The sequence below is a fragment of the Nonomuraea sp. NPDC049028 genome (genome assembly GCF_043197735.1).
Taxonomy (GTDB): domain Bacteria; phylum Actinomycetota; class Actinomycetes; order Streptosporangiales; family Streptosporangiaceae; genus Nonomuraea.
In genome coordinates this window covers 33,082-58,792 of record NZ_JBICTR010000025.1, presented here as the reverse complement: position 1 = coordinate 58,792, position 25,711 = coordinate 33,082, and the positions used below count along the sequence as shown (strand labels likewise).

Sequence of the window (25,711 nt, the reverse complement as noted above, 5' to 3'; positions counted from 1 at the left end):
TGCTCATTCCTTCTGGATCGAAGCCGGCTTCAGTGGAGCCTGCGGGCCATATGCTCGCCGAACATCACGCAGGCGAGATGGGTGTTGGCGCGTGGGACGAAGGGGAAGACGGAGGCATCGACGACTCGGAGACCCTCGAAACCGAGGACCTCGCACCGGGGGTCAACGACCGTCTCCGGCGCGTTCGGATCTCCCATCCGGCACGTGCTCGTCGCGTGCTGCGTGTCGACCACGCTGGCGCGCAGGTAGTCGCGCAGTCGCCCTGGTGTGTCCAGGGCATCGCGCAGCGACGAATTGACCCGCCAGAGATCGCCGTCGGCGATCTCCGCGAAGCTGGAGTGGGCCACCAGGTCGCCGAGGAGCCTGATGCCCGCTTCCAGGCGGTCGATGTCGCGCTCGTCCGACAACATGTTCAGCGCCACCCGGGGCTGCGTGCTCGGGTCGGCGCTTCGAAGCTTCAGCGTTCCGCGCGAGTAGGTCCGGTTGACGAACACCCCGACGGCACCGGCGCCGGCGCGCACTTCGGCCGCCGCCATGGCCAGCGCGTTCTGGTTGAGGGCGGCCAGCATCATGTCGTTCCCGCCGGGCACGGTGCCGCTGCTGTAGCGCACGCAGCAGTTCGTGTGCCGGTCGGCGGGGCCGGCCGAGGCCGCTTCGGTGAGCGGGATGCCTATCAGGGCCATCGGATGGTCCTGGAGCCCACGGCCCACCGGCAGATCGGCACGGACCTCGATGCCCAGCCGTCGGAGGTCATCGGCGGGGCCGATGCCCGAGCGCATGAGGATCGAGGGCGAGGCCGTGGCGCCCGCGCTGAGCGCGACCTGGTTCGCGTGGAAGGCCGATCCGTTGGCCAGCCGGACGCCGACTGCCCGAGCACGTTCGAAGAGAACCACGTCGACCAGACTGTCGCCGCGGATGGTGAGGCCCGGGTTGTCGCGACGTGGCTCCAGATAGGCGTCGTGGCACGAGACCCGTCGACGGTCGATCGAGTTGATGGGGTAGGGAGAGACGCCGGTCGCGCCGGGTGCGTTGACGTCCGGGGCCCACCCGAAACCCGAGGCGAGCGCTGCCGCGCGGAGCGCCTGGTCGACCGAGCCCCACGTGTCGACCGGGGCCCGGTAGACGGGGATCGGGCCGGCGGTGCCGTGGTAGTCCTCGTCGCCGAAGCCGGCGTCGGACTCCAGGGCGACGAAGTCCGCCATGACCTCCGCGGACGACCATCCGGTGCAACCGGAGGCCGCCCACTCGTCGAAGTCCTCGATGGGCGGCCGGATCGCGATCTGCCCGTTCACCGTCGAGCTTCCGCCGAGGCCCTTGCCTCGCCAGTACAGGTAGGGCTCCTGGGCCTCGGTCCTGGTGGCCAGATGCCCGTCCCACAAGAACGCGTTGTAGTCGGAGTTCAGGATCGCGTTCAACGGATTCGGCGACCTCCATGCCTCCGGAAGCTGCGAGGCCGCGTAGTCCCGGCCGGCCTCGAGCAGCAGCACCCGCTGTCCCGCGTCGGCGAGCCGTGCCGCGAGTGCCGAGCCGGACGAGCCCGCTCCGACGACGATGGTGTCGTAGCTGCCTGCTGATCCCATCTGGCCTGATCCTTGGTCTCGTCGCTAGGCGGTGAGGTCGAGCGTGTGAACGGTCATCTCGCCGAGTGCCGCGGGAAGGGGTTCGACGCCGAACCCGGGTCCGCCGGGGATCGACACCGCGCCGTCCTTCATGACGATCGGCTCGGTGATGTCCTGGGCGTAGAACCGATCCGAGCCCGAGATGTCGCCGGGCAGCGTGAAGCCCGGGAGCCCGGCCAACGCCGCGTTGGCGGCTCGGCCGATGCCGGTTTCGAGCATGCCGCCGCACCAGACTGCGACGCCGTGCGCCAGCGCGAGGTCGTGGATGCGTGCCGCCTCGAGGTATCCCCCCACTCTTCCAGGCTTGATGTTGATGACACTCGCCGCCCCCAGCGCGATCGCGTCGGCGGCCGACCGCGCGTCAACGATCGACTCGTCCAGGCAGATCGGCGTGGTGAGCAGGCCCGCGAGCAGAGCGTGTTGCCGCAGGTCCTCCTCGCCCAGCGGCTGTTCGATCAGCAGCAGATCGAAGGGGTCGAGTCTGCGCAGCCGCTGGGCATCGGAGAGACGGTAGGCGGTGTTCGCGTCAACCTGCAGCGCGATGTCGCCGAACCGCTCGCGCACCGCCTTGACCGGCTCGAGGTCCCACCCGGGCTGGATCTTGAGTTTGATGCGCGCGTAGCCCTGGTCGACGAAGTCGGCCACCCGGCCGAGCAGGTCGGGAATCGACTTCTCGATGCCGACGCTGACCCCCGAGGGCACCGAGACGCGGGTCACACCGAGCTGCGCTGCGAACGACATGTTCCGAAGCCGCAGCTGGGCATCCAGGATCGCCATCTCCAGAGCGCCCTTGGCCATGCGGTGGCCGACCACGTGCTCAAGTGCCGCGCCGACCGTCGATGCCGACACGGCGTGACCCGCGGCCTGCCACTCGAACAGCGCGGGCACGAGGAATCGCCGCAGGACCTCTCGTGCTCCCTCAAGGTATTCCGGCGAGTAGAACGGCTCGGCGAGGGCGACGCACTCACCCCACCCTGTCACGGTGCCGCCGTGGTCTGAGGCCGTGACCCGGATCAGGAGCGGAAGGCGCTCCGTCTGGGTGGAGAACGAGGTGGTGAACGGGTGGATCAGCGGCATCCGGACCGTGATGAGCTCGACACGCTCGATGTGCATTCTCAGGTGCTCCTCGTGAGGCAGTAGTGACCCCGGCGGTCGAAATCGACGACGACCCAGCCTTCTTCCAGCAGCCCACCCAGCGCCCGTCGTAGCGCGAGCCGCCATGAGATCGCGAGCTCGGGTTCGTGGCGCCGTAGAGCCTCGATGTCCGAGGGGATCTCCACGACGCATCGGGTCAGCGACTCCGCCCGGCCGAGGTCGAGCTGGGGTCGCCGGTCCACGGACCTCAGTACGGCGGGGCCGTGCTTCTTCTCGGCTCGTGAGGGCGCCGTGGCCTGCCCGATGTGCCAGGCCACCATGATCCGGTCGCTGTGCTGGCCCTGGTTGAGCCCGTCACCCATCGGTCCGTAGAAGTCGGGCAGGTAGACCTCGACCTCACAGCCGAGCTTGTGGAGGTTGAAGTACGCGTTCCGGGCCACCAGGGGGTCATAGGTCCACGTCACGCGAGTGACACCGCGGGCCAGGCACCAGTCGCGCTGGTGGTGCTTGAGGGCTCTGCCCCATCCTGTGCCCGCCGCGTCTGGTCGCACGCCGGCGATGTGGGAGTGCAGGGCATTCTCCCGGGGCGGGTAGAAGAACCCGACGCAGACCGCCATGAGCTCATGGCCGCGGAAACCACCGGCGACGTAGTTGCCCGCGTGCGCGAACGCCGTGAGGAGCTCCGGGCTGACATGCGACTGGGTGTTTTGGACCTTCCAGATCTGCGCCACGAGCTCGGAGGCGGCAGACATCTCCTCCGGGCGGTGAAGCAGCCGCAACTCCATGGAGGTCGAGCTCGGCGCCTGGGTCGTCATGAGCACTCCTGCCGCAGGAAGCGGGATCCGTTGTAGACGCCGCCGGCGACGGGCCGGAACTGCTTCTCCCCCGCGAGCTCAGCGGTGGTGTAGGCGTAGCCGCCCGGGATGTTCGAGGCATGCAGCGCGACGAACTCCGGCTCTGCTGCCGTGCCGTCGCGCAGATGCCCCTTCCGCTCCCACAGTGTCAGTCTGAGACCGTCCGCGTCGGGGGCCACCTCCGCGCGATAGCCAGCGCACTCCCAGGCGCCCTCCAGCGGTTCGGGCGGACGTGTCATGTCGGCCCGGACCCGGACCGGGGGCAGACTGCCGTCGATCGACGACGTGACGTCCGCGAACAGCTCGTAGAAGAGACCATCCGGTTGACCACCGCTGGTCAGCAACGCCACCGCGTAGTTCGTACCGGGGATCAAGCGCAGGTATGAACGTTGGCCGATCGTGCCGCCGTCATGGCCGTATACGAAGGTTCCCCGCCAGTCCTCGAGGAACCAGCCCAGTCCCCAGCCTTGGACGGTGGCGACGCTCTGTCTCAGATCGACATGCTCGATGGTCATCAGGCGAGCGCTGCCGGCTGACAGCAGACGAACGCCTTCCCGGGTCACCCCTCCGCGCAGTGACATCTCCGCGAACGTCAGCAGGTCGCCGACGCTCGCCACGATCAGGCCCGCGGGTCCCATGGATCGGGTGATCGACCACTGGGGCACCGGGGCCGACTCGTCGCCGAAGCCGGCGTGGCCGGTCGCCGTGGCGAACTTAGGTGCGTCCTCGCTCAGGGTGATGGTGTGCCGCAGGCCCATCGGCTTGATCAAATAGTGGAGCAGCGCCTCGTCCCACGTCATGTCGCGGAGCACCTCGACGATGCGGCCCGCGACGACGAAGCCGGCATTGCAGTAGGAGAACCTCTCTCCAAGCGGGTGGATGTGAGAGACGGCGGCGAGGTGCTCCACGTACCGCGCGACGCAGTCGTCTCCCCTCCCGGTGTCGGTGAAGACGTCCCCGTCGATGCCGCTGGTGTGGTTGAGCAACGCCCGTACCGTCACCGAGGGCGACTCGTCATCGGCCAGCCTGAAGTCCGGCAGGATTTCGCGCACGGGAGCGTCGAGATCGAGCAGCCCCTCGTCGACGAGCTGCATGACGAGCATCGTCGTCCAGACCTTCGTGATCGACCCGATCTGAAAGACGGCGTCGTCGATGACGGGTTCCCGGGTCGAGACGTTCAGGACCCCGGAGCTGACCGTGATGCGATCGAAGACCGTTCCGCTCCGATCGAGCTGCACGATCCCGAGTTGCGCCCCGACGACTCCGTGCCGTTCTCGGAGGAGGTCCAGACGGCGGCGCCAGTAGTGCTCCCCACGTGGGGCCGGCGACAGCGCGGCCGGCCGTGCGGCGGCGCGGGTGTGCAGCTCGACCCATTCCACGACCCGGGCGTGGTAGTCGACGCGGTGATCGACCTCGCCGTCGGCGATGAAGAGGTGGCTGCCTCCTGGATAGACCACCAGGCGAGTCGGCACACCCTGGATCCGCAGTGCCGAGAACCACTGCTGAGCCTGTCCGATCGGGCAGGTGTTGTCGTTCTCGCCGTGCAGCACGAGCGTGGGTGTCTTCACCTGCTCGACGCGTGCGATCGGAGAGCTCTCGATGAGCCGGACCACGTCTGTCGGCGCGGCACCTGCGGTCGCCGAGGCGAAGAAGCCTTCCGGCAGCAGTCGCTGACCGGCGATGGAGGCGAAGTCGCAGATCAGGCCGCCGGCCACCGCGGCCGCGAACCGGTCGGTGTGGGCGGTGAGGGCACAGGTCGCGACGCCGCCGTAGCTATAGCCGGCGACAGCGAGTCGCTCGGGGTCGGCGATCCCCTCGGCGATCAACTGGTCGATCGGCTCGATGAAGTCCGCCAGATCAGCTCGTCCCCAGCCGCCGTCGACGGCTCGGTAGAACTCCTCGCCGTACCCGTCGGATCCACGGGGGTTGAGCGTGAGGACACGCCACCCGCGTGCGGCGAGGAGCTGTTGGTACAGATGGATCTCGTCGGCCACACCGGCCCAGGCGTTGTGCGGCCCACCGTGGATGTCGAGCAGGAGCGGAGCGGTTCCGGTCGTGTCCGGTGCCGCCATCAGCCACCCGTGGACGACGACGCCATCGCTGATCGTGAACTCTCGTGGCTCCGGTCGACAGAGCTGGACCCCGGGGAGGCTCTCTTCCATCAGCGAGGTGAGGACCTCGACTTCGCCGGTGGCGAGGTCGACGATCGCGACCTCGGCGAACGACTCAGGAGTGGTCAGGACGATCGCGGCACGGGGTGCCTCGGCGGCCACCGAGAGCGCGGAGACGACCTGATGCGGCTCCGCGACGATCGGCCTGCCCTCTCCGCCATCCGGACCGACCCCGTACAGATGGGTCCAGCCACGGTCACGCAGGCAGAAGACGATCTCGCTGCCGTCGTGGCTTTGCGCCGGGTGGCCACCTGGGTAGCCCGTCGCGCCCGGCAGCACATTGCGGTCCAGCCCAGCCGTGACGTCGGTGTCGGGCCTGCCGTCGCCGTACAGCCGGAGAAGCCGGGCATGACCTGCCACCATCGCGGGTGATCCCACGGCGAGCAACGACGCGCCGTCGCGAGCCCACATGACCGGACCGGTCACTCCTGTGGCCTGTCCGAGCACCTGCACCGGAGCGAGCGGGTCGTCGACCTCGACCGCGTAGGCGCGGCGTTCGAGCTCGACGTCCGCGCGGTGGGCCATGGAGGCCGTGAATGCGAGGCGGTCGCCGTCGGGCGACCATGCCGGGCCGTCCGCGTCGTAGTCGCCGTCGGTGACCTGTCTGATCTGCCTGGATCCCAGGTCCATCACGAAGATCTGGCGGCGGACACTGCCGATCCAGCCGATCTCGTCCGCCTTCTGGTCGAGCGTGTCGATGACGATGGGCGCAGCGGCGTCGCCGGGCGCGCGGTTCACGGGTGCGGAGAACGCGACCCGGCGACCGTCCCGGCTGACGGCCGCGGCCCCGGCCCCCAGCGGCAGCTCGGTCAACCGCGTCGGCTCACCCATGTGCGGCAGGAGATGCAACTGCGGGAATCCGTCGACATCGCGCAGGAACATGATCCCCGTTGGGACGATGCGAGGTGCTCGATCCGTCGGCCCGTGGGTCAGCGGCTGTGGCTGAGAGTCGCGGGAAACCGCCCACAGCGAGGTCTCCGTGCGGTGGTCTGCCGCCTGGCGCCGCGTGAAGACGACCGTTCTTCCATCCGCCGTGATCGCAGTCTCGGGAACGGTGACGACCTGACGGACGTCATCGAGACTGCACAGGCGAGAGTTCATAGAGTGGTTCCTTTGCCGAAGAGAGGGGTGCCGATCCGGGGGACGGCACGGATCAGCTCACGTGTGTAGGGATGTTCGGGGTGGTCGATCACCTCGGTCGCCGATCCGACCTCGACGACCTGCCCGTCCTTCATGACCGCGACGTCGTCGCACAACTGCCTGACCACAGCGAGGTTGTGGCTGATGAAGAGAACCGTCAGATCGAGGTCCCGCTGGACACGCATCAGCAGATTCAGTACGGTTCCCTGCACCGAGACGTCCAGCGCTGAAGTGATCTCGTCAGCGAGCAGCACCCGGGGCTCGGCGGCAAGCGCCCGCGCGATCGCGACGCGTTGACGTTGACCCCCCGACAACTGCATGGGCAGATCGCCGGCACGGGCCGGGTCGAGCTCGACCATCTCGAGAAGTGCGGCCACCTCGCCGCGCCGGTGAGTGTGATCGCGTCGCGTGGATCTTCCGCGTACGGCAAGCGCCTCCTCGATCGAGGCGCCGATGGACATCCTTGGGTTCAGGCAGGAGTTGGCGTCCTGGAAGATCAGCTGCACGGTGCGGCGAACGGACGCGGCGCTCCCCCGGGCACCGACGACATCGGTGCCGTCGACCAGGATACGGCCCGTATGCGCCTCGTGCAGGCCGACGACGGCGCGAGCCAGCGTCGACTTGCCCGAACCTGACTCGCCCACCAGCCCCACCGTCCGGCCGCTCGGCACGTGGAGACTCACCCCACGAACCGCCTGATGGGCGGCGGGTCCGTGCCCGTACCTGACTCCCACGTTCTCGAAGGCGAGGTCGCTCACACCGACCCCTCCCTTACGGCGTCGAGGGGAAACTCGGCACCCTCGGTGATCGTGGCGAACTCGGTGCCCGGGACGGCGTCCATGTGCGGCACCGCCGCCACCAGCGCCCGGGTGTAGGGATGCGCCGCGCGTCCGCTCGCGAGATCCTCGGTGCTCAGGCTCTCCACGATGGCTCCCCGGTACATGACCAGGACCCGCGTGCAGAATGACGAGACCAGCGAAATGTCGTGCGAGACGAACATGACGGCCGTCCCATGCTCACGGTTCACCCTCCGCAAGAGCGCCAGGACCTCCCGCTGCACCGTGACGTCGAGGGCCGTTGTCGGCTCGTCGGCTATGACCAGCGCCGGTTCGCCCATGAGCCCCATCGCGATCGTGGCTCGTTGCCGCATGCCACCCGAGAACTCGTGGGGATACTGGCGGGCGCGGCGAGCCGGGTCGGAGAGCCGTACCGCGGCAAGCCGGTCGACCGCACGCCGGCGTGCCTCGCGCCGGCTGAGGCCGCCGTGCAGCAGACCGACCTCCGCGACCTGCGTACCGACGTGAAGGGCGGGGTTGAGCGAGGTCGAGGGATCTTGGAAGACGAATGCCAGCCGCGTACCGAGCTGTTGGGCCAGCGACTTGGAACGCGGTCTGCCGGGCACCTTGCCCCTGACGACCAGTTCCGTGCCGTCGAACTGGACCGATGACGCCGTCACGTGAAGTGGCTCTTCCAGGAGTGACGCGACCGCCATGCAGGTCAGTGACTTCCCCGAGCCCGACTCACCGACGATGCCGACGATCTCCCCTCGATCGATGTCGAAGCTGACGCCACGAACCGGCGTCGCCCATCCATCCCCCCGGGGCGCCTCCACGCGCAGGCCGCGGACGCGGAGCACGGGGTCCTCCGCGACCTGCGGGACCGGTGCCGCCGCCGTCGAGCCGGTGGTCTTCCGCCGCCGGCGGCGGCCGGAGGGCCGGTGCAGCCCGAATGCCCGGGCGAGCACCTCGCCGGCGAGCGCGAACGTCACGCCGGCGAACACGATGGCGGCGCCTAGCCCCAGAGACGGAGCGGGGTTCACGTAGATGGCTCCCATGCTCTCGTTGAGCATGCGGCCCCAGTCGTAGTCCGGCGCCTGTACGCCGAGGCCCAGGAAGGACAGCCCCGTCGCCGCGACCAGCGCGGTGCCGGCGCCGATGCTGGCGTTGACGATGAGCGGGTCTCGCATGTTGGGCAGGACGTGCCGTACCAGGATCCGCGCTCGGCTGACGCCGAGGATGCGAGCGGCGGCCACGAAGTCGCGCCCGGTCACCGACGCACTGAGGGTCTGAGTGAGCCGGGCGTAGGACGGCGCCATGGCCAGGCCGATCGCCAGTGTGACACTGGTGGCGCCCACACCGAGGGTGATCGACACGACGATGGCGAGCAGGAGAGCCGGAAAGGCGAGTGCCACGCCGATGGCGCTGTTGACCAACCGCCCCAGCCGCCGGGGCGCGATCGTCGGCAGCAGGCCGATGACCACACCGACGAACACGCCGAGGGCGGCCGATAGGAGGGCGGTGACGATCGAGAGCTGGGTCGCGGTCAGCACCCGCGCGAGAACGTCCCGGCCACCCGCGTCGGTGCCGAGGAGGTGGTCCGCGCTGGGCTTCGCGGACAGTTGGGTCAGATCGGCCTGCCGCGCGGCCTCGCCCCACAGCACCGGTCCGAACACCGCGAAGAACGCGACCACCATCAGGGCGGCCAGCGCGCCGATGCCGAGGGGAGAACGCAGGACGGTCAGGAACCTGCGGCGAGACGAGACCGCCATGGGCATCGGCTCGCCCACCGCGGCGGCCGGCCCCGCCAGCGCGGAGTCGGGAGAGGACATGCTTGTCACTGCCATCACGTGTCCTTCAGCGCTGAACGCGGGTCAAGGCAGACCAGGACGATGTCGATCAAGAGGTTGGAAACGAGGACGATCAAGCCGTAGACGATGACGATCCCCTGCGCGAGCGGAAAGTCCTTGCTCCGCACCGCGTCCACGATCGTGAGCCCGAGTCCGGGCCACGAAAAGATGGTCTCGATCAGCACCGTGCCCGCGACGAGGGAGCCGAGCACGATTCCGGCGACGGTGAGCGAGGAGGTCACCAGGTTCGGCAGAGCGTGGCGGAAGTACAGGCGCCACCTCGACATGCGCTTCGCCCGCGCCGTCCGGATGTAGTCCTGCTCGAACACGGTGAGCGCCTCGACCCGGACGATCCTCGAGACGCCCGCGGCGACCGCGATCGACAGTGCCAGGACGGGCAGCACGTACGAGCTCGGATCGGTTCGGCCCGCCACGGGCAGCAGGTGGCTCTGAACGGCGAAGAAGTACACCAGAGCGACTCCCATGAGGAACTCGGGGATGACGGCGAACAGGCCGCTCGCCGAGGTGTAGGCCAGGTCGACGGTGGGTCTGCGGCCGCCTCGGGTGAGCGCGGCGACGACGATGCCGAGCGGGATCGACACCAGGAGCACCAGCGCCAGCGACAGGAACGCGAGTTCCAGGGTCGCCGGCAGGCGCTGCTCGATGATCGTGGTCACCGGCAGGTGAAGGGAGAAAGAGTCTCCGAGATCCCACGTGAGCAGCCCCTTCCAGAAGTTCAGGTACTGCGTCCACAGCGGGTCGTTCAGTCCCAGGCTTTCGCGTTGTGCCTCCACGACCGCGGCCGTCGCGTTGATTCCGAGGGCATTGCGGACCGGGTCTCCTGGGATCAGCCGGACCATCAGGAAGACGACGGTCACCAGGGTGACCACCGAATACGCGAGCCGCACCAGCCGCCGCACGATGAAGGCCCCCAGTCGCCCACCTCTGCCCCGGAGCGTTCCGGTCGCGGAATCCGGTCCCGCCCCGGTTCCCGTCAGCAGGGTGACGGTCGGTTCCGTGGTCACTTCAGCACGCGGATCGCCGAGCCGCCGACGGGCAGGTAGAGCGCCGTCGCGCCATTGAAGTACATCTTGTACGGCGTGACGGACACCGGTATGAGGTCAGCGCTTGTCATCAGGGTTTTCTCCGCCTCGGCCCAGGCCTTGCAGGCATCGTCACCGGTCCGCCCGCCGGCCGCGGCGACGCTGCGGTTGTAGTCCTTGTTGTCGATGGAGGCGAAGTTTGTCCCCGCAGGGGCGGCAGGTCCGGAGAGGTACTGCGGGAAGATGGCCGGTGTGCCCGTCTGGAGGTTGAGCCCCAGCGATGCCGTCCAGCCCGACGGGTCTTTGCCCGCGAAGGTCCGGCTGATGATGTAGTTCTCGTCACCACCGTCGAGTTTCACGGCGGCGCCGGCGGTCTCCCACTGCTTCGCGACGTATTCCGCGGCGGCGCTGCCCGTGTCCGTGGAGTTGTCGTAGACAAGTGTGATGTCGACCGGCTTGCCCACCGCGCGCAGGGCCTGGCCGGCGGCGTTCGGGTCGTGGGAAGGCAGGTTGCCCTGGACGGTGTCGTAGGCGCACCGGCTCGGGTGTTCGGAGAGCAGCGATTTCGCCCGTTCGCCCTTGCCGCCGGTCAGAATCTTCGTGAGGGTGTCGAGGTCGATCGCCTGGGTCAGTGCGCGCCGTACGGCGGCCTCAGCGGTCGGGAGACCTTGATGGTGGTTGTAGACGATCATTCCGGACATGGCCGGCGTCGGCTGCGACTTGAGAGCGGCGAGGCGTTCCTCGTCCTTGCCGCTCACTATGGCCGCGTTGAGTTGACGGGACAGCAGCAGGTTCGCTCTGGTCGACGGGCTCGGCACGATCTTGGTCGTCACGGTCTTCGGCATCCCCGGCGTGTTCGAGGTGCTGTTCTTGGGGCCCCAGGTGTAGCCCTCTCGGCGGGTCATCGTGATCGAGTCTCCGGCCACGACGCGATCGATGACGAACGGGCCGGTGCCGTCGCTCCCCGCGGAGAGGCTCTTGGGGTCCTTCAGGCCGCGCTCGCACACCAGCTGCTGCTCGCCGATGTCGTACAGCATGAAGGGCCGCGGCTTGGAGGTGGTGACGGTGAGAACGTTCCCCTTCGCGCTCGCCTTGGCATCTGCCGGCACGACGGATTCCAGGCGCGGCGACTTGTTGGCGGGGTCGACAATCCAGTTGAGGTTGTCAGCGGCGGTCTGCGCGGTGAACGGCGTGCCGTCGGCGCAGGTGATGGCGTCGTTCAGGGTGTAGGTGACCTTGGTCGGGCTTTCGGTCCAGCTCTTCGCCAGGAAGGGCGCGGGCTTGGCCGTCTCGGCGTCGAGGAAGATCAGCGTGTCGTAGGAGTACATTCCGACGATCTGCGCGTTGACGAGGTTGGTGACGAGCGGATTCAGGTCGCCTGGGTCGGAGTCGATCGCGAACGCGAACGTGCCGTCCGTCGCGAAGCCCGCCTGGCCCCCGTCCGAGCCCGAGCCCGAGCCGCCGCAAGCCACAAGAGCTGGCAGAGCGATGAGGAGGGCTGCGAAAGCAGCGGCGCGTCGATTCATGGCAGGCCCGCCTTAAGGTCCGAGTCGGGGTGTGACGTGGAACACCAAGACTCACCTGCCTGGTCGGAGAGGCGCATCGTACGTCCGCCTGATCTGCGTGCACGGACCTTGGACGATCGACCAACCCGGGACCGGCTGATGCGGTCCCGGTCGCTACGCGGGTGGCCGCGGCGATCGCCGACCGGGGCCGAGTCGGAGTTGCAGCATCAGAGCGAATCGTTCGTCGGGGTCGGCCAGATCCACGCCGCCGATCGTCTCGATCCGGCCGAGCCGGTATCGGAACGTGTTCTTGTGCACGTGGACGGCTCGTGCCGCGGCGGCGACGTCCCCGAAGTGCTCGAGCCAGCTCTGGAGTGTCGGCACCAGCTGGGTGTCGTGTTCGGTGTCGTAGTCCTCCAGGTCGGCGAGCGGGCCGGTCAGTTCCATGCGGTCGGCTGCCATCAGGTCGCCGAGGCGGAGCAGGAGGAACTCGATCGCCACATCCGCCAGTGACGCGACGCGTCTGCCCGCGCGCGGATTGGAGCTCAGCACCCGCATCGCGGCATCGGCATCGCGCCGGGATGAGCCGAGTTCGCTGACGTCCTCGACGATGCCGCCGAGTCCGGCGCAGAACTCGGTGGCGGTGTCCAGACGGGCGATGAACTCGGCGGCCAGGTCCTTCATGGCGGCCAGCGCCGGGGCGGCCGCGGCACGCACAGGGACGACGGCGTAGACCGCGCCGCCGAGTTGGGCGACGATGGCCCGCGGATAGGTGGGCCTGAGGTGCGTCCGAAGCGCGGAGGCCGTTCGCTGGATGTCGGCCGCAGTGCGGACCTCGTCGTCGTACTGCAGCGGCCCCAGGACCAGGACGCATGCCGGCGACGAACCGAAGGCCAGCTGCTGCGCGGCTTCGCGCGCGCCGGTCCCTCCCTCAAGGAGCATGGACAGCAGGGCGACTCCGAGTCGTTGGGAGGCATCGGCGCTGACGCGGGCACGCAGCATCTCGAGCGCGATCACCCGTGCTGTCTCGATCATGGCGGCCTCCCGCTCGGGGGTGAGCGGCCCTGCCACGGCGGCCCAGATGGAGCCGAGAAGCTCATTGCCCGCCTGGACCCTCATCGCCGCCCGAGGACGGGTGCCGGGGGCGGGGTTCTGCATGAACACCGGTCGCTCCGAGGCGTACACGCGGCGGAACATGCCCTGTTTTCTCTGGTATTCGCTGTAGATCTGCGGCACCTGGAGGCCGAGGATCGTCAGGCGGCGCGGCTCGTCGGCGCCGGCCTGGTCAGCCGAGAAGGCGACCACCCGCGACGACAGATCCTCGATGGTGACCGGGGCGTCGAGGAGAGCCGACAGCGAGTTCGCCAGGGCGAACAGGTCTCGGTCCGCATCGCCGCCGACAGCGGGCGCCCCATCGGCACCGAGAAGCAGAGCGCCGTTCAGCAACGTCGCCACCTGGATCCACGATGCGCCCTGCACCAGGCCGAAGACGGACACCTTGCCGCGCTCCGCCTCGCGGGCGACCTCCTCGTCGACGGCCAGCGGCTCCCGGACCACGAGGGCCGTGGCCCCGGCTTCGCCCAGCGCTCTGACCAGGGTGACCAAGCTGTCGTCAGCCGCCACGCCGACGCCCAGCACCACTGCGTCCGGCGGGACGTCGGGTCGGTCCAGAGGATCGTGAAGGATGACGGTCGTCACGGCACGAGCCGGCTGACGTGGCCCCGCCTTGATGGTCAGCAGCGTCGAGCCGAGCCGCTCGACCACCCGCCCCAGGTCCGCTGGTCTGCTCCTACCGTCTTGCATTGTGTGATCGTACATCTGTGTCCGATTTGATTCGGTCGATCGACCCAGTGTTGGCGCGAAAGCCTCGACAACAATGGGAGTGACGCGTGGCACCGACGAAGGAGCAGCTCAGCGATGAAGGCGTACATCTCCGTCGACATGGAGGGCGTCGCCGGCATCGCGACCCTCGACCAGATCGTGCGCGGCGGGTACGGCTACCCACGAGCCCAGGAGCTCATGACCGAGGAGGCCAATGCCGCGATCGCGGGCGCCTTCGACGGCGGAGCGACGAGCGTGCTCGTGAACGACTCCCACGGGACGATGGACAACCTGATCCACGAGCGCCTCGACCCGAGGGCACGGCTGGTCTTCGGGCAGCCCAAGGCCCAGTGCATGGCCGAGGGCCTGACCGAGGACTGCGCCGTGGCGCTCTTCGTGGGCTACCACGCGCCGGCCGGCACGCCCGGGCTCTTGGCGCACACCTTCTCCGCCTACTTCGGTGAGGTCAGAGTCAACGGATCACCGGTGTCGGAGGCCGAGGTCAATGCCCTGTACGCGGCATCGCTCGGTGTCCCGGTGGGCCTGGTCACCGGGGATGACGTCATCGGCGCGATCGCGACCGAGATCTTCCCCGAGGCCACGATCGTGACCGTGAAGACAACACACGGATTCTCGGCCACGGACTCCGTCGCGCCGAGCGTGGCGAGGAACCTGGTGCGGGAAGGGGCCGCCGATGCCGTGGCCCGCGCGTCGGCACTGAGCTGTCCGCCGCCGCCCCCGTCGTTCGAGGTCGAGGTCGACCTGCCCTCGCCGGTGGCCGCCGAGCTCGCCGCCTGCATCCCCGGCTGCGCCCGGACGGCCGACCGGACGGTGTCGACAGTCCTCACGGCGTCGGCGGATCTCCTCGGATTCATCACAGTCCTGTACGAACTCGCGGCGAGCAGCGAGCGCGCGCGTCAGGTGCTCTCCGCCCGCCGTTAGAACTCTGCGAGTTCCTCGATGAGGGTGGTGAGCAGTCGCGTACGCGGGAGGATCCACGCGATCTCCGCGTGCTCGTCGCGGGCGTGGGCGCCGCCGCCGACGGCACCGAGCCCGTCCAGGGTGGGCACTCCCATACCCGCGGTGAAGTTCCCGTCCGATGCGCCGCCGACCGTCATCTCCTCCAGCGGAGGATGACCGAGGCGGCGTGCGATTCGTTGCGCCTGGCTGAACAGCGCCGCCGCCGCGCTCCGTTCCATGGGCGGCCGGTTGATTCCGCCCCGCACCCGGATCTCCGCCGGGACGAGAACCGGCGCGACCTCGCGGATCGCCCGGTCCACGCGGTGCTGCTCCTCGGCGGTGCCGGCCCGGACGTCGACAGCCACAGTGGCCGTCGCGGGCACGGTGTTGGGCGTCGTGCCCGCGCTCATCACCGTCGGGGTGACGGTCGTACCGGCCGCCGGGTCAGCGAGCTGGGCGATCGCCAGCACCACCTCGGCGATCGCGATGGTCGCGTTCACGCCCTTCTCCGGATCGAGACCGCTGTGCGCGGCACGACCGAGCACTTCGATCCGGTAGAGGGACACGCCTTTGCGCCCCGTCTTCAGTGCGCCGCCCGGGCCGGCCGCCTCCAGCACGAGGGCTGCCCGGCAGCGGCCTGCTTCCTGCTCGATCAGTGCCCGTGATGTCGTGGATCCCAGCTCCTCATCGCCCGTCATGAGAAGGGTCACCTGGTCGAGGACGCCGGTGCCGCGGCATCGCCGCAGCCACGCGAGAGCGTGGATCGCCTGGACGAGGCCGAGTTTCATGTCGAAGCAGCCCGGGCCACTGACGACGCCGGCAGTTTCGGTGTAGGGCAGCTCGTCCAACGTGCCGAGCGGCCAGACGGTGTCGTGGTGCCCGAGGAGCATGACCTTCGGATCGGCCCCGCGCAGCAGGACATGGTCGACTCCGTCGACGCACAGGATCTCTGGCCGACGCCCCAAGCGCTCATGAACCAAGTCCGCGACCACCCGCGCGGAGCGGCCGACCGCGTCCAGGTCCGTCGACGGCGACTCGGTACGAACGAGTCTGCTCAGATCCTCGAGGAGGAGCGACAGGTTCCCGGACACCTCCGGCCCGGTGGAATCCTCGGGTGTCGGCTTTTTCCTCATGAGCCGGCAGCGTTCGCGAGCCGGGTGCGCAGGAACGCGGCGAGCAGGTCCGCGGAGTGGTCGTCGAGGTTGGTGAGGACGACGACGGTCATCGCGGTCGCCGGATCGTGGCCGGCGAACGATTGGAATCCGGGCAGTTCGCCGTTGTGGCCCCACATGCCGTCGAAGTTCGCGATGCCGAGGCCGTAGGTGATGGTGCTGTCGGGCACCGGGTGGGTGCGCATGAGTTCACGCCGGGTCTGCTCCTGGAGGAGGTCGCCGCGCACCGATGCCTCGATGAGCAGTCTCAAGTCGCCCACGGTGGACACCGCGTTACCGGCGGTCCACGCCCAGGACGGGTTGACGCGCGTCGCGTCGACGAGTTCGCCGTCCCGGCGGTGGTACCCACGCAGCCGAGGATCCGGCAGGGCGGCGGCGTCGTGCGTCAGCGGCGGGAGCTCGGTCTCCCGCATGCCGAGGGGGTCGAAGACCAGCCGGCGCGCGACGTCCTCGACTCGTGCGCCGGTTACGTGCTCGATGAGCATTCCCAGCATGATGTAGCCGGCGTTGCAGTACGCCCAGGAGGTGCCGGGCTCGAACTGCTGCGGGTTCCGCAGGGCGACTTTGAGCAGCTCGGAGGGAGTCCAGAGCCGGTCGGGCTCGAGGAGCAGACCGGCGACGAACTCCTCCGAGGTGTAGTCGGGCAGGCCCGAGGTCATGTCGAGGAGACGGCGAACGGTGACTCCTCGCGGGATCTGCGGCTCTGCCAGATGGGCCTGTATCTCATCGTCCAAGGAGAGGTCTCCGGCTTCCACCAGGCGCAGGACGATCAGCGCCACGATGGTCTTCGTGAGGCTCCCGATCCTCATGCGGCTGCCGGCGGTGAGCCGCACCCCGGTGGCCAGATCGCAGACGCCGAGCGCACGGGTCCAACTGCCGTACGACGGACCGCTCACGTGGACGACGGCACCCGGGATGCCCAATCGCCGGCGCTCTCCGTCCAAGGCGCCGAGCAGGTCTGGAGTCGAGGACGCATACGCATCCGATGCATTCTCAGGCAAGCGGAATCCTCACTCGTGGGTGTTATGCCGACCTTCGCATCATTGTCCTCACCAGGTATCGGCGCATTGTGCCGAAGGCCGGAAGCGGCGCGAATCCCTCGTGCGATCGACCGAATGCCCGGGAGAGAGCTCTGACTACTGTGAGGCCCAGAAGACGGGGGCCGGTCACCTTGGGAGGAGAATCGCGTTGTCGAGCGTTGAGAAGGACGAGCTCGCGGAGTCCGGCGACACAGGGATCGTCGGACCGCCCGATTCCATCAGGCAGCTCCCGCGTTTCGCGGGGCCCTCCACGTTCGCCCGCCTGCCGCGGCTCGACGAGGTCTCCCGGGCCGACGTCGCGATCTTCGGCGTGCCGTTCGATGCCGGTACCACCTACCGGCCAGGCGCACGATTCGGCCCGGAGGCCATTCGCGCCGGCTCCAAACTCCTGAGGCCCTACCACCTCGGGCTCGAGATCGAGCCGTGGTCGAGGTTGCAGATCGCCGACGCCGGTGACGTCGGCGTGACTCCCTTCGACATCGCCGAGGCGGTGAGTCAGATCGAGTCGGCCGCTCAGCGGCTCTATCGAAGTGCTGACCGGATCATCACTCTGGGCGGCGACCACACCGTCGCCCTCCCGATGCTGCGAGCCGCCCATCGGCACCACGGCCCCGTGGCACTCATCCACTTCGACGCCCATCTCGACACCTGGGACAACATGTTCGGTGCGCGGCTCACTCACGGCACTCCGTTCCGCCGGGCCACCGAGGAGCGACTGCTGGCGGTGAACCACTGCGCCCATGTGGGCATCCGCCACACAACCCCGGCCGCCAAGGATCTGGAGGACGACAGGGAGCTGGGATTCGCGACGATCTCCACACTCGACGTCGCGCGGCGCGGCATCGAGCACGCCGCCGACCGGCTCCGGGAGAGAGTGGCTGATCGGCCGGTCTACATCAGCATCGACATCGACGTGCTCGATCCCGCCCATGCGCCCGCGACCGGCACCCCTGAGCCCGGCGGGCTGAGCACCCGGGAGCTTCAGCTGCTGCTGTACTCCCTCGCGGACCTCGACATCGTCGGTGCGGATGTCGTCGAGGTCTCACCCGCCTACGACCACGCTCAGATCACCGCGCTGGCCGCCGCCGGCCTCACGTTCGACCTCCTGGCCATGGTTGCCCGGGGAAGGTAGTCATCGGAACGGCCCCAGTCCGGGCCGCGATCTCGATGGCGGGCACGCCGTTTGTCAGCGCTCTTGGCGAACGCGACCACCGAAGGGGTCGTCCGCGAGCCCTCGGTGTTGGTGACAACGGTCGGCTCACCGCCTTCCAGCACGCACACGACCGAGTTCGTCGTGCCCAGGTCGATACCGACGGGTCGGGTCATCACCGGCCTCCTTCCTTGCGGCCCTCCTCCTCATGGCACCAGCTCCGCCTTGCGCGGTTCACCGCCACCACAGGCGCGCCGTGGGCCAGCCGAGCCGCGGCACCTCACGCGTATCCCTGCGAGTCAGGCCCCACCGGGTGGCGCCCATCCGCAGCAGCACATGTTCCAACGGCGCAACAGCAGAAGAACGCTCCACGATCACGACCGCCACATCAGCCGCGTGAGCAGGAACACGCCGGCGGACGGCGTGCGCGGACACGTCGAGGCCAAGGTCCGGCGTGTGGGTGACCCGGACAGAAACAGGCCGCCCTTCGAGTCGGGCGCCGCCTCCGCGCGTGGCGTCGTAGGCTGCGCGCCGGGCGGGGTCGCGCAGCACGGCATAGGCATCGATCACCTCAGCGAACCGTTCCCGTTCCGCCGGCCCGGCGGGGCGAACATCAGGATGCAGGACGCGCACCAGTCGGCGGTACGCGGAGGTGATCTGCTCCGCAGAGGCCGACGATTCCACACCGAGCACCCCGTAAGGGTTCCGCTGGGCTGCTTGGGTTCAGGATCCGGCGCGATAGCGGGTGAGCATGAGGGCGACGGCTTCGTCCACGATCGTGGTGTCGGTGGGGTCGGGCGGGACGAAGTCGGTCCGTACGAGTTGAGGCCACAGGAGCTGGCCGCAGATCATGCCGAGGAACTGTTCGGCCACTGCGGATGCCGGCTGTGTCTGTCCGTCGGCCGAACGGAAGTCGAGTGTGCCGGCCTGCGCTTCGGCGTCCAGGTAGTCGCGGAGCCGGTCGAAGAAGGGTCCGCGGTCGATGGCGAAGCCGGTGCCGACGATGTCGGCGAGTTCCGGCATCTGGGGAAGTTCGGTGATGATGAGGCGGCACAGCGCCGCCGTGCCGGGCCGCGAGACCAGGCAGGCGTAGTCGCGGCCGATGTGGTCCAGACCGTACCGGGGATCACCGGGCGGGGGCGGTTCGGCGTACTGCACATCCAGCTGCCACTGTTCGGAGGTGACGGCCGCGAACAGCGCAGCCTTGGAGGGGTACCGCTTGAAGAGGGTGCCGGTGGAGACGCGGGCCTCCCTGGCGATCTGGGCCAGGGATGTCTTGTCGTATCCCCGGGCGAGGAAGAGGTCGCGGGCGGCGCGGATGATGCGCGCGCGGTTCTCCGCTTTGATCTGCGCGTGATACCCGGCCTGGCACGTATCGCCACCGGTTTCCGCTCGGTCACGGTCCGCCGCCGTCATACCCACGCCCCTCGCCCGTCTCCCAGCCGTATCCTCGCTGTCAGAGGACGGTCTGGCCGCCGTCCAGGATAAGGTCCTGGCCCACAGTGAAGGCGGAGACATCGGAGGCCAGGTATACGACGGCTTCCGCGACCTCCTCGGGCATACCCATGCGGCCCAGCGGGATGCCGGAGCTGATCGCCTCCAGAACCGCCGTCTGCTGCGCGGGGTCCTCGATCCCGAGCTTAGAGTACAGCGGGGTGTCCACCGGGCCGGGACTGACCGCGTTGAACCGGATGCCGTGCGACCTGAGCAGGTCCGCGTTCCACGACCGCATCAGGGAGCCGACAGCCGCCTTCGTCGCGGCGTAGGCGTTCGACCGGCCATAGCCGCCGTGCGCGCTGCTGGACGCGTTGAGGATGACCGAGGACGGGTTGGCCAGCACGGGCATCAGGGCCTGCGTGAGAAAGAAGATGCTCTTGACGTTGATGTCGAAGAGCCGGTCGAAACTGTCCTCCGTGTGGTCCTCGAACGGCCGCCAGTCCGAGACGCCGGCGTTCAGGAACGCCACGTCCAGCTCCCCGAAGTGCTCACGCACCCGCTCCGCCAGGCCGCGCTGCGCATCGAGATCGCGGGCATCGGCCTGCACCACCGGCACCTTGTCCCCGAGGATCTGCCGCGCCTTGTCGATGCTGGCCGGGGTTACGCCTGTGACCAGCACGTCGGCCCCCTCCACGATAAAACGCTGCGCGGTCTCCAGACCGATCCCACTCGTGCCGCCGGTGATGAGGGCGCGCTTGCCCGCAAGACGATTCATGTTGATTGTTCCTTGCCGAGTCGTAAGGTAAGTCGATGGACTCACAACGCGAAGGTACGCCCGCACCATCCTTAAGGCAAGTCGATCAACTTACCATCGGTGGCCTGGGGCGGTTCGGCCACCCGGAGAAGGTGGGCGACACCGGCTCGAAGGCCATGTCGCCATCGTCGGCGAGGAGCCGGGTAATGATGGTGGTCTTCCCGACGACGTCTTTCAGCTTTGCGGGGCGCAGGCGGTCGGCGACTGGCCGGAGGGTTCCTCGTCGAAGAGCGGCAGGGTCACTACGGTCGGTTCCATCGGTCTCTCGAGTCGCAGGCGGGCGTGTGCGGACGGGGCGAGCCCTTGCACGGGACGCTGACGAGCGAGGGCTCGCCGTTCGCGGGGAAGCTCGCGGCGCTCATCGGTCGCGTCGCTGCGGCCGCTCGGCGACCAGGTCGTAGGAATCCTCGACCGCGTCGGTGATCAGCCGCTCGGTGATGCCGGGTCCCGGCCCCAGTGAGATCCAGTGGTGTTTGTCGAGGTAGCGGCCCGGTGTGATCGAGGCGTAGGCGCGCCATGACTTGACCATGACACGGCGCGGACAAGATGGCGACACGGCTGGTCGACAGTGGATTGCGGTTGACCGGCGGGTGAGTTGCCGAGCGTGCTGCGAGACCCGGTGGTGTGTCACGCGTGTTGTTGATGGTGATCCCTGGCATCTCCGACGCCTCCGTGGCGTCCCTCGGCGAGACGGCACGACAGGTCATCGCGTGATCCGCCCGCGCGCCGGGCTGACCCCTTTTCGTCCCCTCAAAGGAGTTGTTGTCTTGAAGCGCATGTCCGTTGCCGCCGCGACCGCGGCAGCCCTGCTGCTGGCCACCGCCTCACCCGCGACGGCCGCCGGCGCCGCTGGCGCCGCCGCGGTCGGCGACGCCCAGCAGGCCATGGAGAACCTCGCCAAGACGCCCGGCGTCGTGGGCGCGATCGGCGGCGCGTACGTGGACGGCAAGGCCGCCGGCCAGGGCACCGCAGGGTCGCGGCTGCTCAACGGCGAAGGCGGCACGATCCCGGCCGACTCCCGCTTCTACATCGGCTCACAGACCAAGGCGATGGTGGCCACCGTACTCCTCCAACTCGTCGAGAAGAGCAAGCTCGGCCTGGACGACAAACTCGCTGACCTGCTGCCGGAGGTGGCCGCCGACGGGCCGGTGGAACGAGCCGACGAGATCACCGTCCGGCAACTGATCCAGCACACCTCCGGCATCCCCGACTGGTGGTCCCTGAGCGGCTCGACCGAACCGGCGTTCGACGTCTTCGACTTCACCACCTACTACCGGCCCATCGACATCGTGGAGACGACGCGCGGCTTGCCGCGCACCGGCGAGCCGGGTGAGAAGTTCACCTACTCCAACACCAACTTCACCCTCATCGGCATGATCATCGAGCAGGTGACAGGTCACACCCTGGCCGACGAACTCGACCGGCGCCTGTTCCGCCCGCTCGGCATGACCCGGACCTACGCGCTCACCAAGCCCCCGGAGGGCATCAAGGGCCCGCACGGGCACGGCTATTACGCTGACTCCACCGGCACCCTGCGCGACATGCACCGCGCCAACGCCAGCTGGGGCTTTGGCGCCGGCAATGTCGTCTCGACCACGCGTGACGTCAGCATCTTCCAGCGGGCCTTCGACCAGGGCAGGCTGCTGCCACCGTCGCTACGGAAGGTCCTCGCCGGTGGCTCAGCCGGCGGCGATGGCAGCGGCAGCGCGCGGCAGGGCACGGAAACGTGCGAAGAAGACCTGAAGCTGCAGGGCGGCTCGGGACTCGGCTACACCACACTGATCCTTTACTCGACCGATGGCCGGCGGCAGTTCGAGATCTCCGTCACGCGGAGCACCACCGACGACGCCATCATCCCCGAAATGATCAAAGTCGGCCAAGCCGTCCTGTGCCCGACGGGTTGAGGCTCTCCGCGTCGACGACCATCTCACGCCGGGTGCATCTCCCCCCGCCCGGGCATCTCTCCCAAGTTCGACAAAGACAGGATCGCCCAGCCAGGCCAGGCGCGGGGATGAATTCCTGGATACCTGAGCTCCACACCCACTCCTCGTCCGCCCCGCCGCTGTCGATCAGCTCGGGGATCTCACCAAGCTGCCGCAGTCCTTCGGACGGGGCGGATGAGGAGGCGGGAGTACCTGGACGTCGAGATGGCATGGCCGAGCGGCGGGCGGCTGGGCCGCGTCGGAGTTTTGACCGGAACGACGCGCAGCCGGTCGACCGCGGCCGACTGGCGCCAGACTCGGGCTCGACCAGTCCACGCCGTTCCCCCAGCAGTACGACAAGTACAAGGCGATCCGGCTCGCGTACGTCTTCTCGGTGTTGAACGCTCGGCCCGCCGCGCTCCCGCCAGGTACGCGCACGCCTCGACATGCAACCCGAAGCTCTCATCGACCACCACCCACCACACCGACTCATCGGCGCCCCCACCGCCCGCTCAGGGCGGTAGTACCGAGGCAGCACGCCTGACATGCCTGAAGGGAGGAGCGACTGTGGTGATTAGGCGAGGAGGGTTCGGGTGAGGGCTTCCACCCGGGCTGCGGTGTCGCCGGCGAGTGCGGGATCGGCCAGCGCCTCCTCGACTGGAGGCTCGTTGATCGCGCCGGCGGTCGCGTCGATCAGCAGATGGTCCAGGCTCGGAAAGTACATGTGCGCCGTGTGCCGGGACACGGCGGCGGCCGTGATCTCGTCGATGGACGGTGTCGTTCAGGCGGACCCCCATGGCTGCCTTGGCGATCTGTAGTCCCTTGGCGTGGGAAAGCATGGGTGACGGCGAGTCGGGTCACCGTCACCCGAGCGTCGGGATGCTACGCGGGCGGCTGGAGGACGGTGACCACCTGGGTGGTGCGCGCTGACTCGATGGTCGAGTTGCCGAACAAGTGGACGGAGTACGTGTGTTCCCCGGCCGTGGCCGGCGTATCGGAGAAGCTGAACGACCCGTCGGCGGCGGAGGTCAACTTCACTAGGTGCTCCGAGGTGACGGTGCCATCCGGGCTGACGACCTTGCGCGAGACGGTGATGATCGCCCGCTGGAAGGTGAAGCCGTCGGCGCCGAAGGTGCCGCTGAACTCGAGTCGCTCGCCGACGTTGCCCGTCGCCGGTCCGGTCACGGTGAGCGTCGGCTCGTACAAGGCCACCGTGACGGTCACCGAGGAGCCACTACCCAGGAACCATGAGTTGCCCGGCCAGTACACCTGATACTTGAACGCCCCGGTGGACGGCGGGGCGTCGGTGAATTGGTAGGTCCCGTCCGCCGCCGTGGTGATCTCCTGGAACGGCCTGGAGGTGCCGTCGGGGAGCCAGCGGTACAGTTCGAGCGTCTGTACGCCGGGTGGCAGTCCGCTGCTCAGCGTGAGTCGTCCGCTGAGGGTCGACTGCTTGAGCGCGGTCACCTTGGAGGGAGCCGTCAAGGTCAGCGTGGAGGAGTGGTAGGGCGAGGGCGGCAGCCGCCAGAGGTGCATCCGCCCGGTGCCGGGCTCCTTCAAAACCGCGAAGGTGAGCGTGCCGTAGAACTCGATGCTGCCCGCCACCACCGCCTTCCCCTGCTGGGCGGCTGTGTAGATGACCTCCGCGGTGGTCGCGTCGTACACCACGAGCTCCGCCGCGTCGCCCGCGGAGGAGTTCCAGCCGCCCACCACATAGGCGCCGTTCGGGCTGGCCGCGACAGCGGTGGGGAGGCCGTGCTCGCCGAATCCGCTGCTGTCGTAGGCGCGGCCCTGAGTCATGGCTGTCGTGTCCCAGGCGTCGAACTGGCGGGTATCGTCCAACGTCGACAGCGCCGTCGACCCGTACTCGGCGAGTGCGAGATCCCGCAGGGCCGGCAGCCCGTTCGCGTCTCCGCGGATCTCGCCGCGCGAAGTGGCCGGCGTGGTGCTGATGTCGTACACCTTGACTGTGGCGGGGCTGACTCCCGGCTCCCCGGCCACCAGCGTGTTCCCGGCGACGGCGACGAGCGGAGCCTGGGTCGTGGCCGGCCCGACCCGGACGGGGGTGGGTATCGCCGCCGCCGGAATGAGACCGAGAACGCCTCCCCCGCCCGCTTCGCCGCAACCAAATCCGATCCACAGCCGGCCGTACGACTGCGCCAGGCTCGATGGGCACGGGTACGCGGTGAGGTCGATGCGTTTGGTGATGGCGAGCGTGGTGGTGTCGATCTCGATCACTTCATGCGAATCGCGCAGCGCCGCGTACACCTTCCTGCCGGTCTCCGGCGAGGCCAGGGCGACAGCACCGGACAGGCCGGGGATCGTGTTGATGACCTTGCCGTCGATGGACGCGACCACGATCTGGTCGCCGGCGGCGACGAAGACCTTGCCGCCGCGCGCCACCACGTCTCCGCCCTTCCCGGCGACGCCGAGGTCGGTGACGGTCGCGGCGGCCGAGGCGGTGGGCGCCTGAGTGACGAGCAGGGCCGCCGTCAGGAGCAGGGTCCCGGCCCAGGCGACTAATCGGCGGGACAGAGGAGCACGGGCAGAGGTTGATCGGCGCACAGGCACTCCGTTCTGGAGGAGGAGGGGAGCACCCCGGCATGACTACGGGACCCGCTCCCGCTGACGATCTTCGTAAATCGAACTCATATTCGCATAGTGCGGGATTGCCGTCTAGAGCATCGGTCATGAGGTGCCGGCAAGAAATGCGCCACGAGCCTGTTGATCTTGTTGTGACTTGCCTGGTCAATGGCGGGCGGACATGACACACCCCCGATGCACATCGACAAGTTGGTCGAGCACTGGACGATCCTGGGTGAAGAGCGCGACCTCGTCGCCGGCAAGCGCGGTGCCACGCGCCTCGCCTTCGCGATCTTGCTGAAGTTCTCCATGCAGTACGGCCGTTTCCCGCGCGGACGCTCGGAGCGCCCGACCAGGTCGTCGAAGACGTACCAGGGCCGGTGGCCGATGGAGTCCGCGTGCAGGGCCGTCTGCGCCAGGTGCTCGCCGACCTGGATGAGTGTCTGGTCGGGCAGGGCGACGCCGCATCATAGCCGGGACCGCCGGAGCTGTTCGCGCCATGGATCGCGGCACCCCCGACGACTGCAGCACGGCCGTGGACGCATACCCTATGTGACCGGTATGTGGGGCTTCGACACGACGACCGGCAGGTTCGCCGGCCCGACGAACCAGGATCGGACCCGCCAGGCGCTGATCAACTGCGAGCACGTCCTGCGGACCGGAGGCGCGACCCGGGAGGACGTGGTGGAGGTGCACGTACTGCTCGCGCGTGCGGGGAACTTCGAGGCGTTCAACAAGGAGTACGCGACGATCGAGTGA

At 68.7% G+C, this 25,711-nt stretch carries 21 protein-coding genes and 1 pseudogene; 4 read left to right on the top strand and 18 right to left on the bottom strand.

Annotated features, from left to right (window positions below; translation table 11 throughout):
* Positions 1-29 precede the first annotated feature (29 nt).
* The 9 genes from ACGFJ2_RS57495 to ACGFJ2_RS57455 form a co-directional block, all read right to left on the bottom strand.
* The gene (locus ACGFJ2_RS57495; protein ID WP_225301995.1) at positions 30-1,580 is read right to left on the bottom strand and encodes a GMC family oxidoreductase; all 1,551 of its coding nucleotides are present in this window, start codon (positions 1,578-1,580) and stop codon (positions 30-32) included.
* 24 nt (positions 1,581-1,604) lie between these two features.
* Positions 1,605-2,732 (bottom strand): o-succinylbenzoate synthase, encoded by a 1,128-nt coding sequence (gene menC, locus ACGFJ2_RS57490; RefSeq protein WP_225301994.1) that lies wholly within the window; start codon positions 2,730-2,732, stop codon positions 1,605-1,607.
* 2 nt (positions 2,733-2,734) lie between these two features.
* Positions 2,735-3,529 (bottom strand): GNAT family N-acetyltransferase, encoded by a 795-nt coding sequence (locus ACGFJ2_RS57485; RefSeq protein WP_192791886.1) that lies wholly within the window; start codon positions 3,527-3,529, stop codon positions 2,735-2,737.
* Positions 3,526-6,621, bottom strand: a complete 3,096-nt coding sequence (locus ACGFJ2_RS57480; RefSeq protein ID WP_393483614.1) for a serine hydrolase — start codon at positions 6,619-6,621, stop codon at positions 3,526-3,528. Before ACGFJ2_RS57480 ends, ACGFJ2_RS57485 begins: the two co-directional genes overlap by 4 nt.
* Positions 6,622-6,836: 215 nt before the next feature.
* Entirely contained in the window at positions 6,837-7,613 is a 777-nt protein-coding gene (locus ACGFJ2_RS57475) for an ABC transporter ATP-binding protein (RefSeq protein WP_393483652.1), read from the bottom strand.
* A gap of 20 nt (positions 7,614-7,633) precedes the next feature.
* Complete coding sequence (locus tag ACGFJ2_RS57470) at positions 7,634-9,502, bottom strand: dipeptide/oligopeptide/nickel ABC transporter permease/ATP-binding protein (RefSeq protein WP_393483611.1); 1,869 nt, start codon at positions 9,500-9,502, stop codon at positions 7,634-7,636.
* Positions 9,502-10,530, bottom strand: a complete 1,029-nt coding sequence (locus tag ACGFJ2_RS57465) for an ABC transporter permease (RefSeq protein WP_357961208.1) — start codon at positions 10,528-10,530, stop codon at positions 9,502-9,504. Before ACGFJ2_RS57465 ends, ACGFJ2_RS57470 begins: the two co-directional genes overlap by 1 nt.
* On the bottom strand, positions 10,527-12,074 hold the full coding sequence (locus ACGFJ2_RS57460) for an ABC transporter substrate-binding protein (RefSeq protein WP_393483606.1): 1,548 nt from the start codon (positions 12,072-12,074) through the stop codon (positions 10,527-10,529). Before ACGFJ2_RS57460 ends, ACGFJ2_RS57465 begins: the two co-directional genes overlap by 4 nt.
* A gap of 153 nt (positions 12,075-12,227) precedes the next feature.
* Positions 12,228-13,856 carry a helix-turn-helix domain-containing protein gene (locus ACGFJ2_RS57455; protein ID WP_357961215.1) on the bottom strand — a complete coding sequence of 543 codons (1,629 nt, stop codon included), beginning with the start codon at positions 13,854-13,856 and terminating at the stop codon, positions 12,228-12,230.
* A 114-nt stretch (positions 13,857-13,970) separates the two neighbouring features.
* Here ACGFJ2_RS57455 and ACGFJ2_RS57450 point away from each other — a divergent pair, with 114 nt between their 5' ends.
* Positions 13,971-14,816, top strand: coding sequence for a M55 family metallopeptidase (locus ACGFJ2_RS57450; protein ID WP_393483602.1), 846 nt, complete (start codon positions 13,971-13,973; stop codon positions 14,814-14,816).
* On the opposite strand, the gene ACGFJ2_RS57445 is transcribed toward ACGFJ2_RS57450, so the two are convergent.
* On the bottom strand, positions 14,813-15,967 hold the full coding sequence (locus tag ACGFJ2_RS57445; protein ID WP_393483599.1) for a M20 family metallopeptidase: 1,155 nt from the start codon (positions 15,965-15,967) through the stop codon (positions 14,813-14,815). The genes ACGFJ2_RS57450 and ACGFJ2_RS57445 overlap by 4 nt on opposite strands.
* Positions 15,964-16,929, bottom strand: coding sequence for a serine hydrolase domain-containing protein (locus ACGFJ2_RS57440; protein WP_393483596.1), 966 nt, complete (start codon positions 16,927-16,929; stop codon positions 15,964-15,966). Before ACGFJ2_RS57440 ends, ACGFJ2_RS57445 begins: the two co-directional genes overlap by 4 nt.
* 265 nt (positions 16,930-17,194) lie before the next feature.
* On the opposite strand from ACGFJ2_RS57440, the gene speB reads away from it, so the two are divergent.
* On the top strand, positions 17,195-18,178 hold the full coding sequence (speB, locus tag ACGFJ2_RS57435) for an agmatinase (RefSeq protein ID WP_225301984.1): 984 nt from the start codon (positions 17,195-17,197) through the stop codon (positions 18,176-18,178).
* A gap of 53 nt (positions 18,179-18,231) precedes the next feature.
* Here speB and ACGFJ2_RS57430 read toward each other — a convergent pair.
* From ACGFJ2_RS57430 to ACGFJ2_RS57410, 5 genes and pseudogenes are all read right to left on the bottom strand, one after another.
* Positions 18,232-18,372: pseudogene (locus tag ACGFJ2_RS57430) on the bottom strand (Hsp70 family protein); the annotation flags it as partial.
* A 58-nt stretch (positions 18,373-18,430) separates the two neighbouring features.
* Complete coding sequence (locus tag ACGFJ2_RS57425; RefSeq protein ID WP_393483593.1) at positions 18,431-18,889, bottom strand: J domain-containing protein; 459 nt, start codon at positions 18,887-18,889, stop codon at positions 18,431-18,433.
* A 30-nt stretch (positions 18,890-18,919) separates the two neighbouring features.
* Positions 18,920-19,612 carry a TetR/AcrR family transcriptional regulator gene (locus ACGFJ2_RS57420; RefSeq protein ID WP_358203275.1) on the bottom strand — a complete coding sequence of 231 codons (693 nt, stop codon included), beginning with the start codon at positions 19,610-19,612 and terminating at the stop codon, positions 18,920-18,922.
* 40 nt (positions 19,613-19,652) lie between these two features.
* Entirely contained in the window at positions 19,653-20,408 is a 756-nt protein-coding gene (locus ACGFJ2_RS57415; RefSeq protein ID WP_393483590.1) for an SDR family oxidoreductase, read from the bottom strand.
* Between the two features lie 397 nt (positions 20,409-20,805).
* On the bottom strand, positions 20,806-20,976 hold the full coding sequence (locus tag ACGFJ2_RS57410) for a hypothetical protein (protein ID WP_357961232.1): 171 nt from the start codon (positions 20,974-20,976) through the stop codon (positions 20,806-20,808).
* Positions 20,977-21,223: 247 nt separating this feature from the next.
* Here ACGFJ2_RS57410 and ACGFJ2_RS57405 point away from each other — a divergent pair, with 247 nt between their 5' ends.
* Positions 21,224-22,351, top strand: coding sequence for a serine hydrolase domain-containing protein (locus tag ACGFJ2_RS57405; RefSeq protein WP_393483649.1), 1,128 nt, complete (start codon positions 21,224-21,226; stop codon positions 22,349-22,351).
* Between the two features lie 592 nt (positions 22,352-22,943).
* On the opposite strand, the gene ACGFJ2_RS57400 is transcribed toward ACGFJ2_RS57405, so the two are convergent.
* Positions 22,944-23,093 (bottom strand): hypothetical protein, encoded by a 150-nt coding sequence (locus ACGFJ2_RS57400; RefSeq protein ID WP_393483587.1) that lies wholly within the window; start codon positions 23,091-23,093, stop codon positions 22,944-22,946.
* A gap of 158 nt (positions 23,094-23,251) precedes the next feature.
* Positions 23,252-24,934, bottom strand: coding sequence for a YncE family protein (locus ACGFJ2_RS57395; protein WP_393483584.1), 1,683 nt, complete (start codon positions 24,932-24,934; stop codon positions 23,252-23,254).
* 213 nt (positions 24,935-25,147) lie between these two features.
* Here ACGFJ2_RS57395 and ACGFJ2_RS57390 point away from each other — a divergent pair, with 213 nt between their 5' ends.
* Positions 25,148-25,711, top strand: a complete 564-nt coding sequence (locus tag ACGFJ2_RS57390; protein WP_393483581.1) for a Rid family hydrolase — start codon at positions 25,148-25,150, stop codon at positions 25,709-25,711.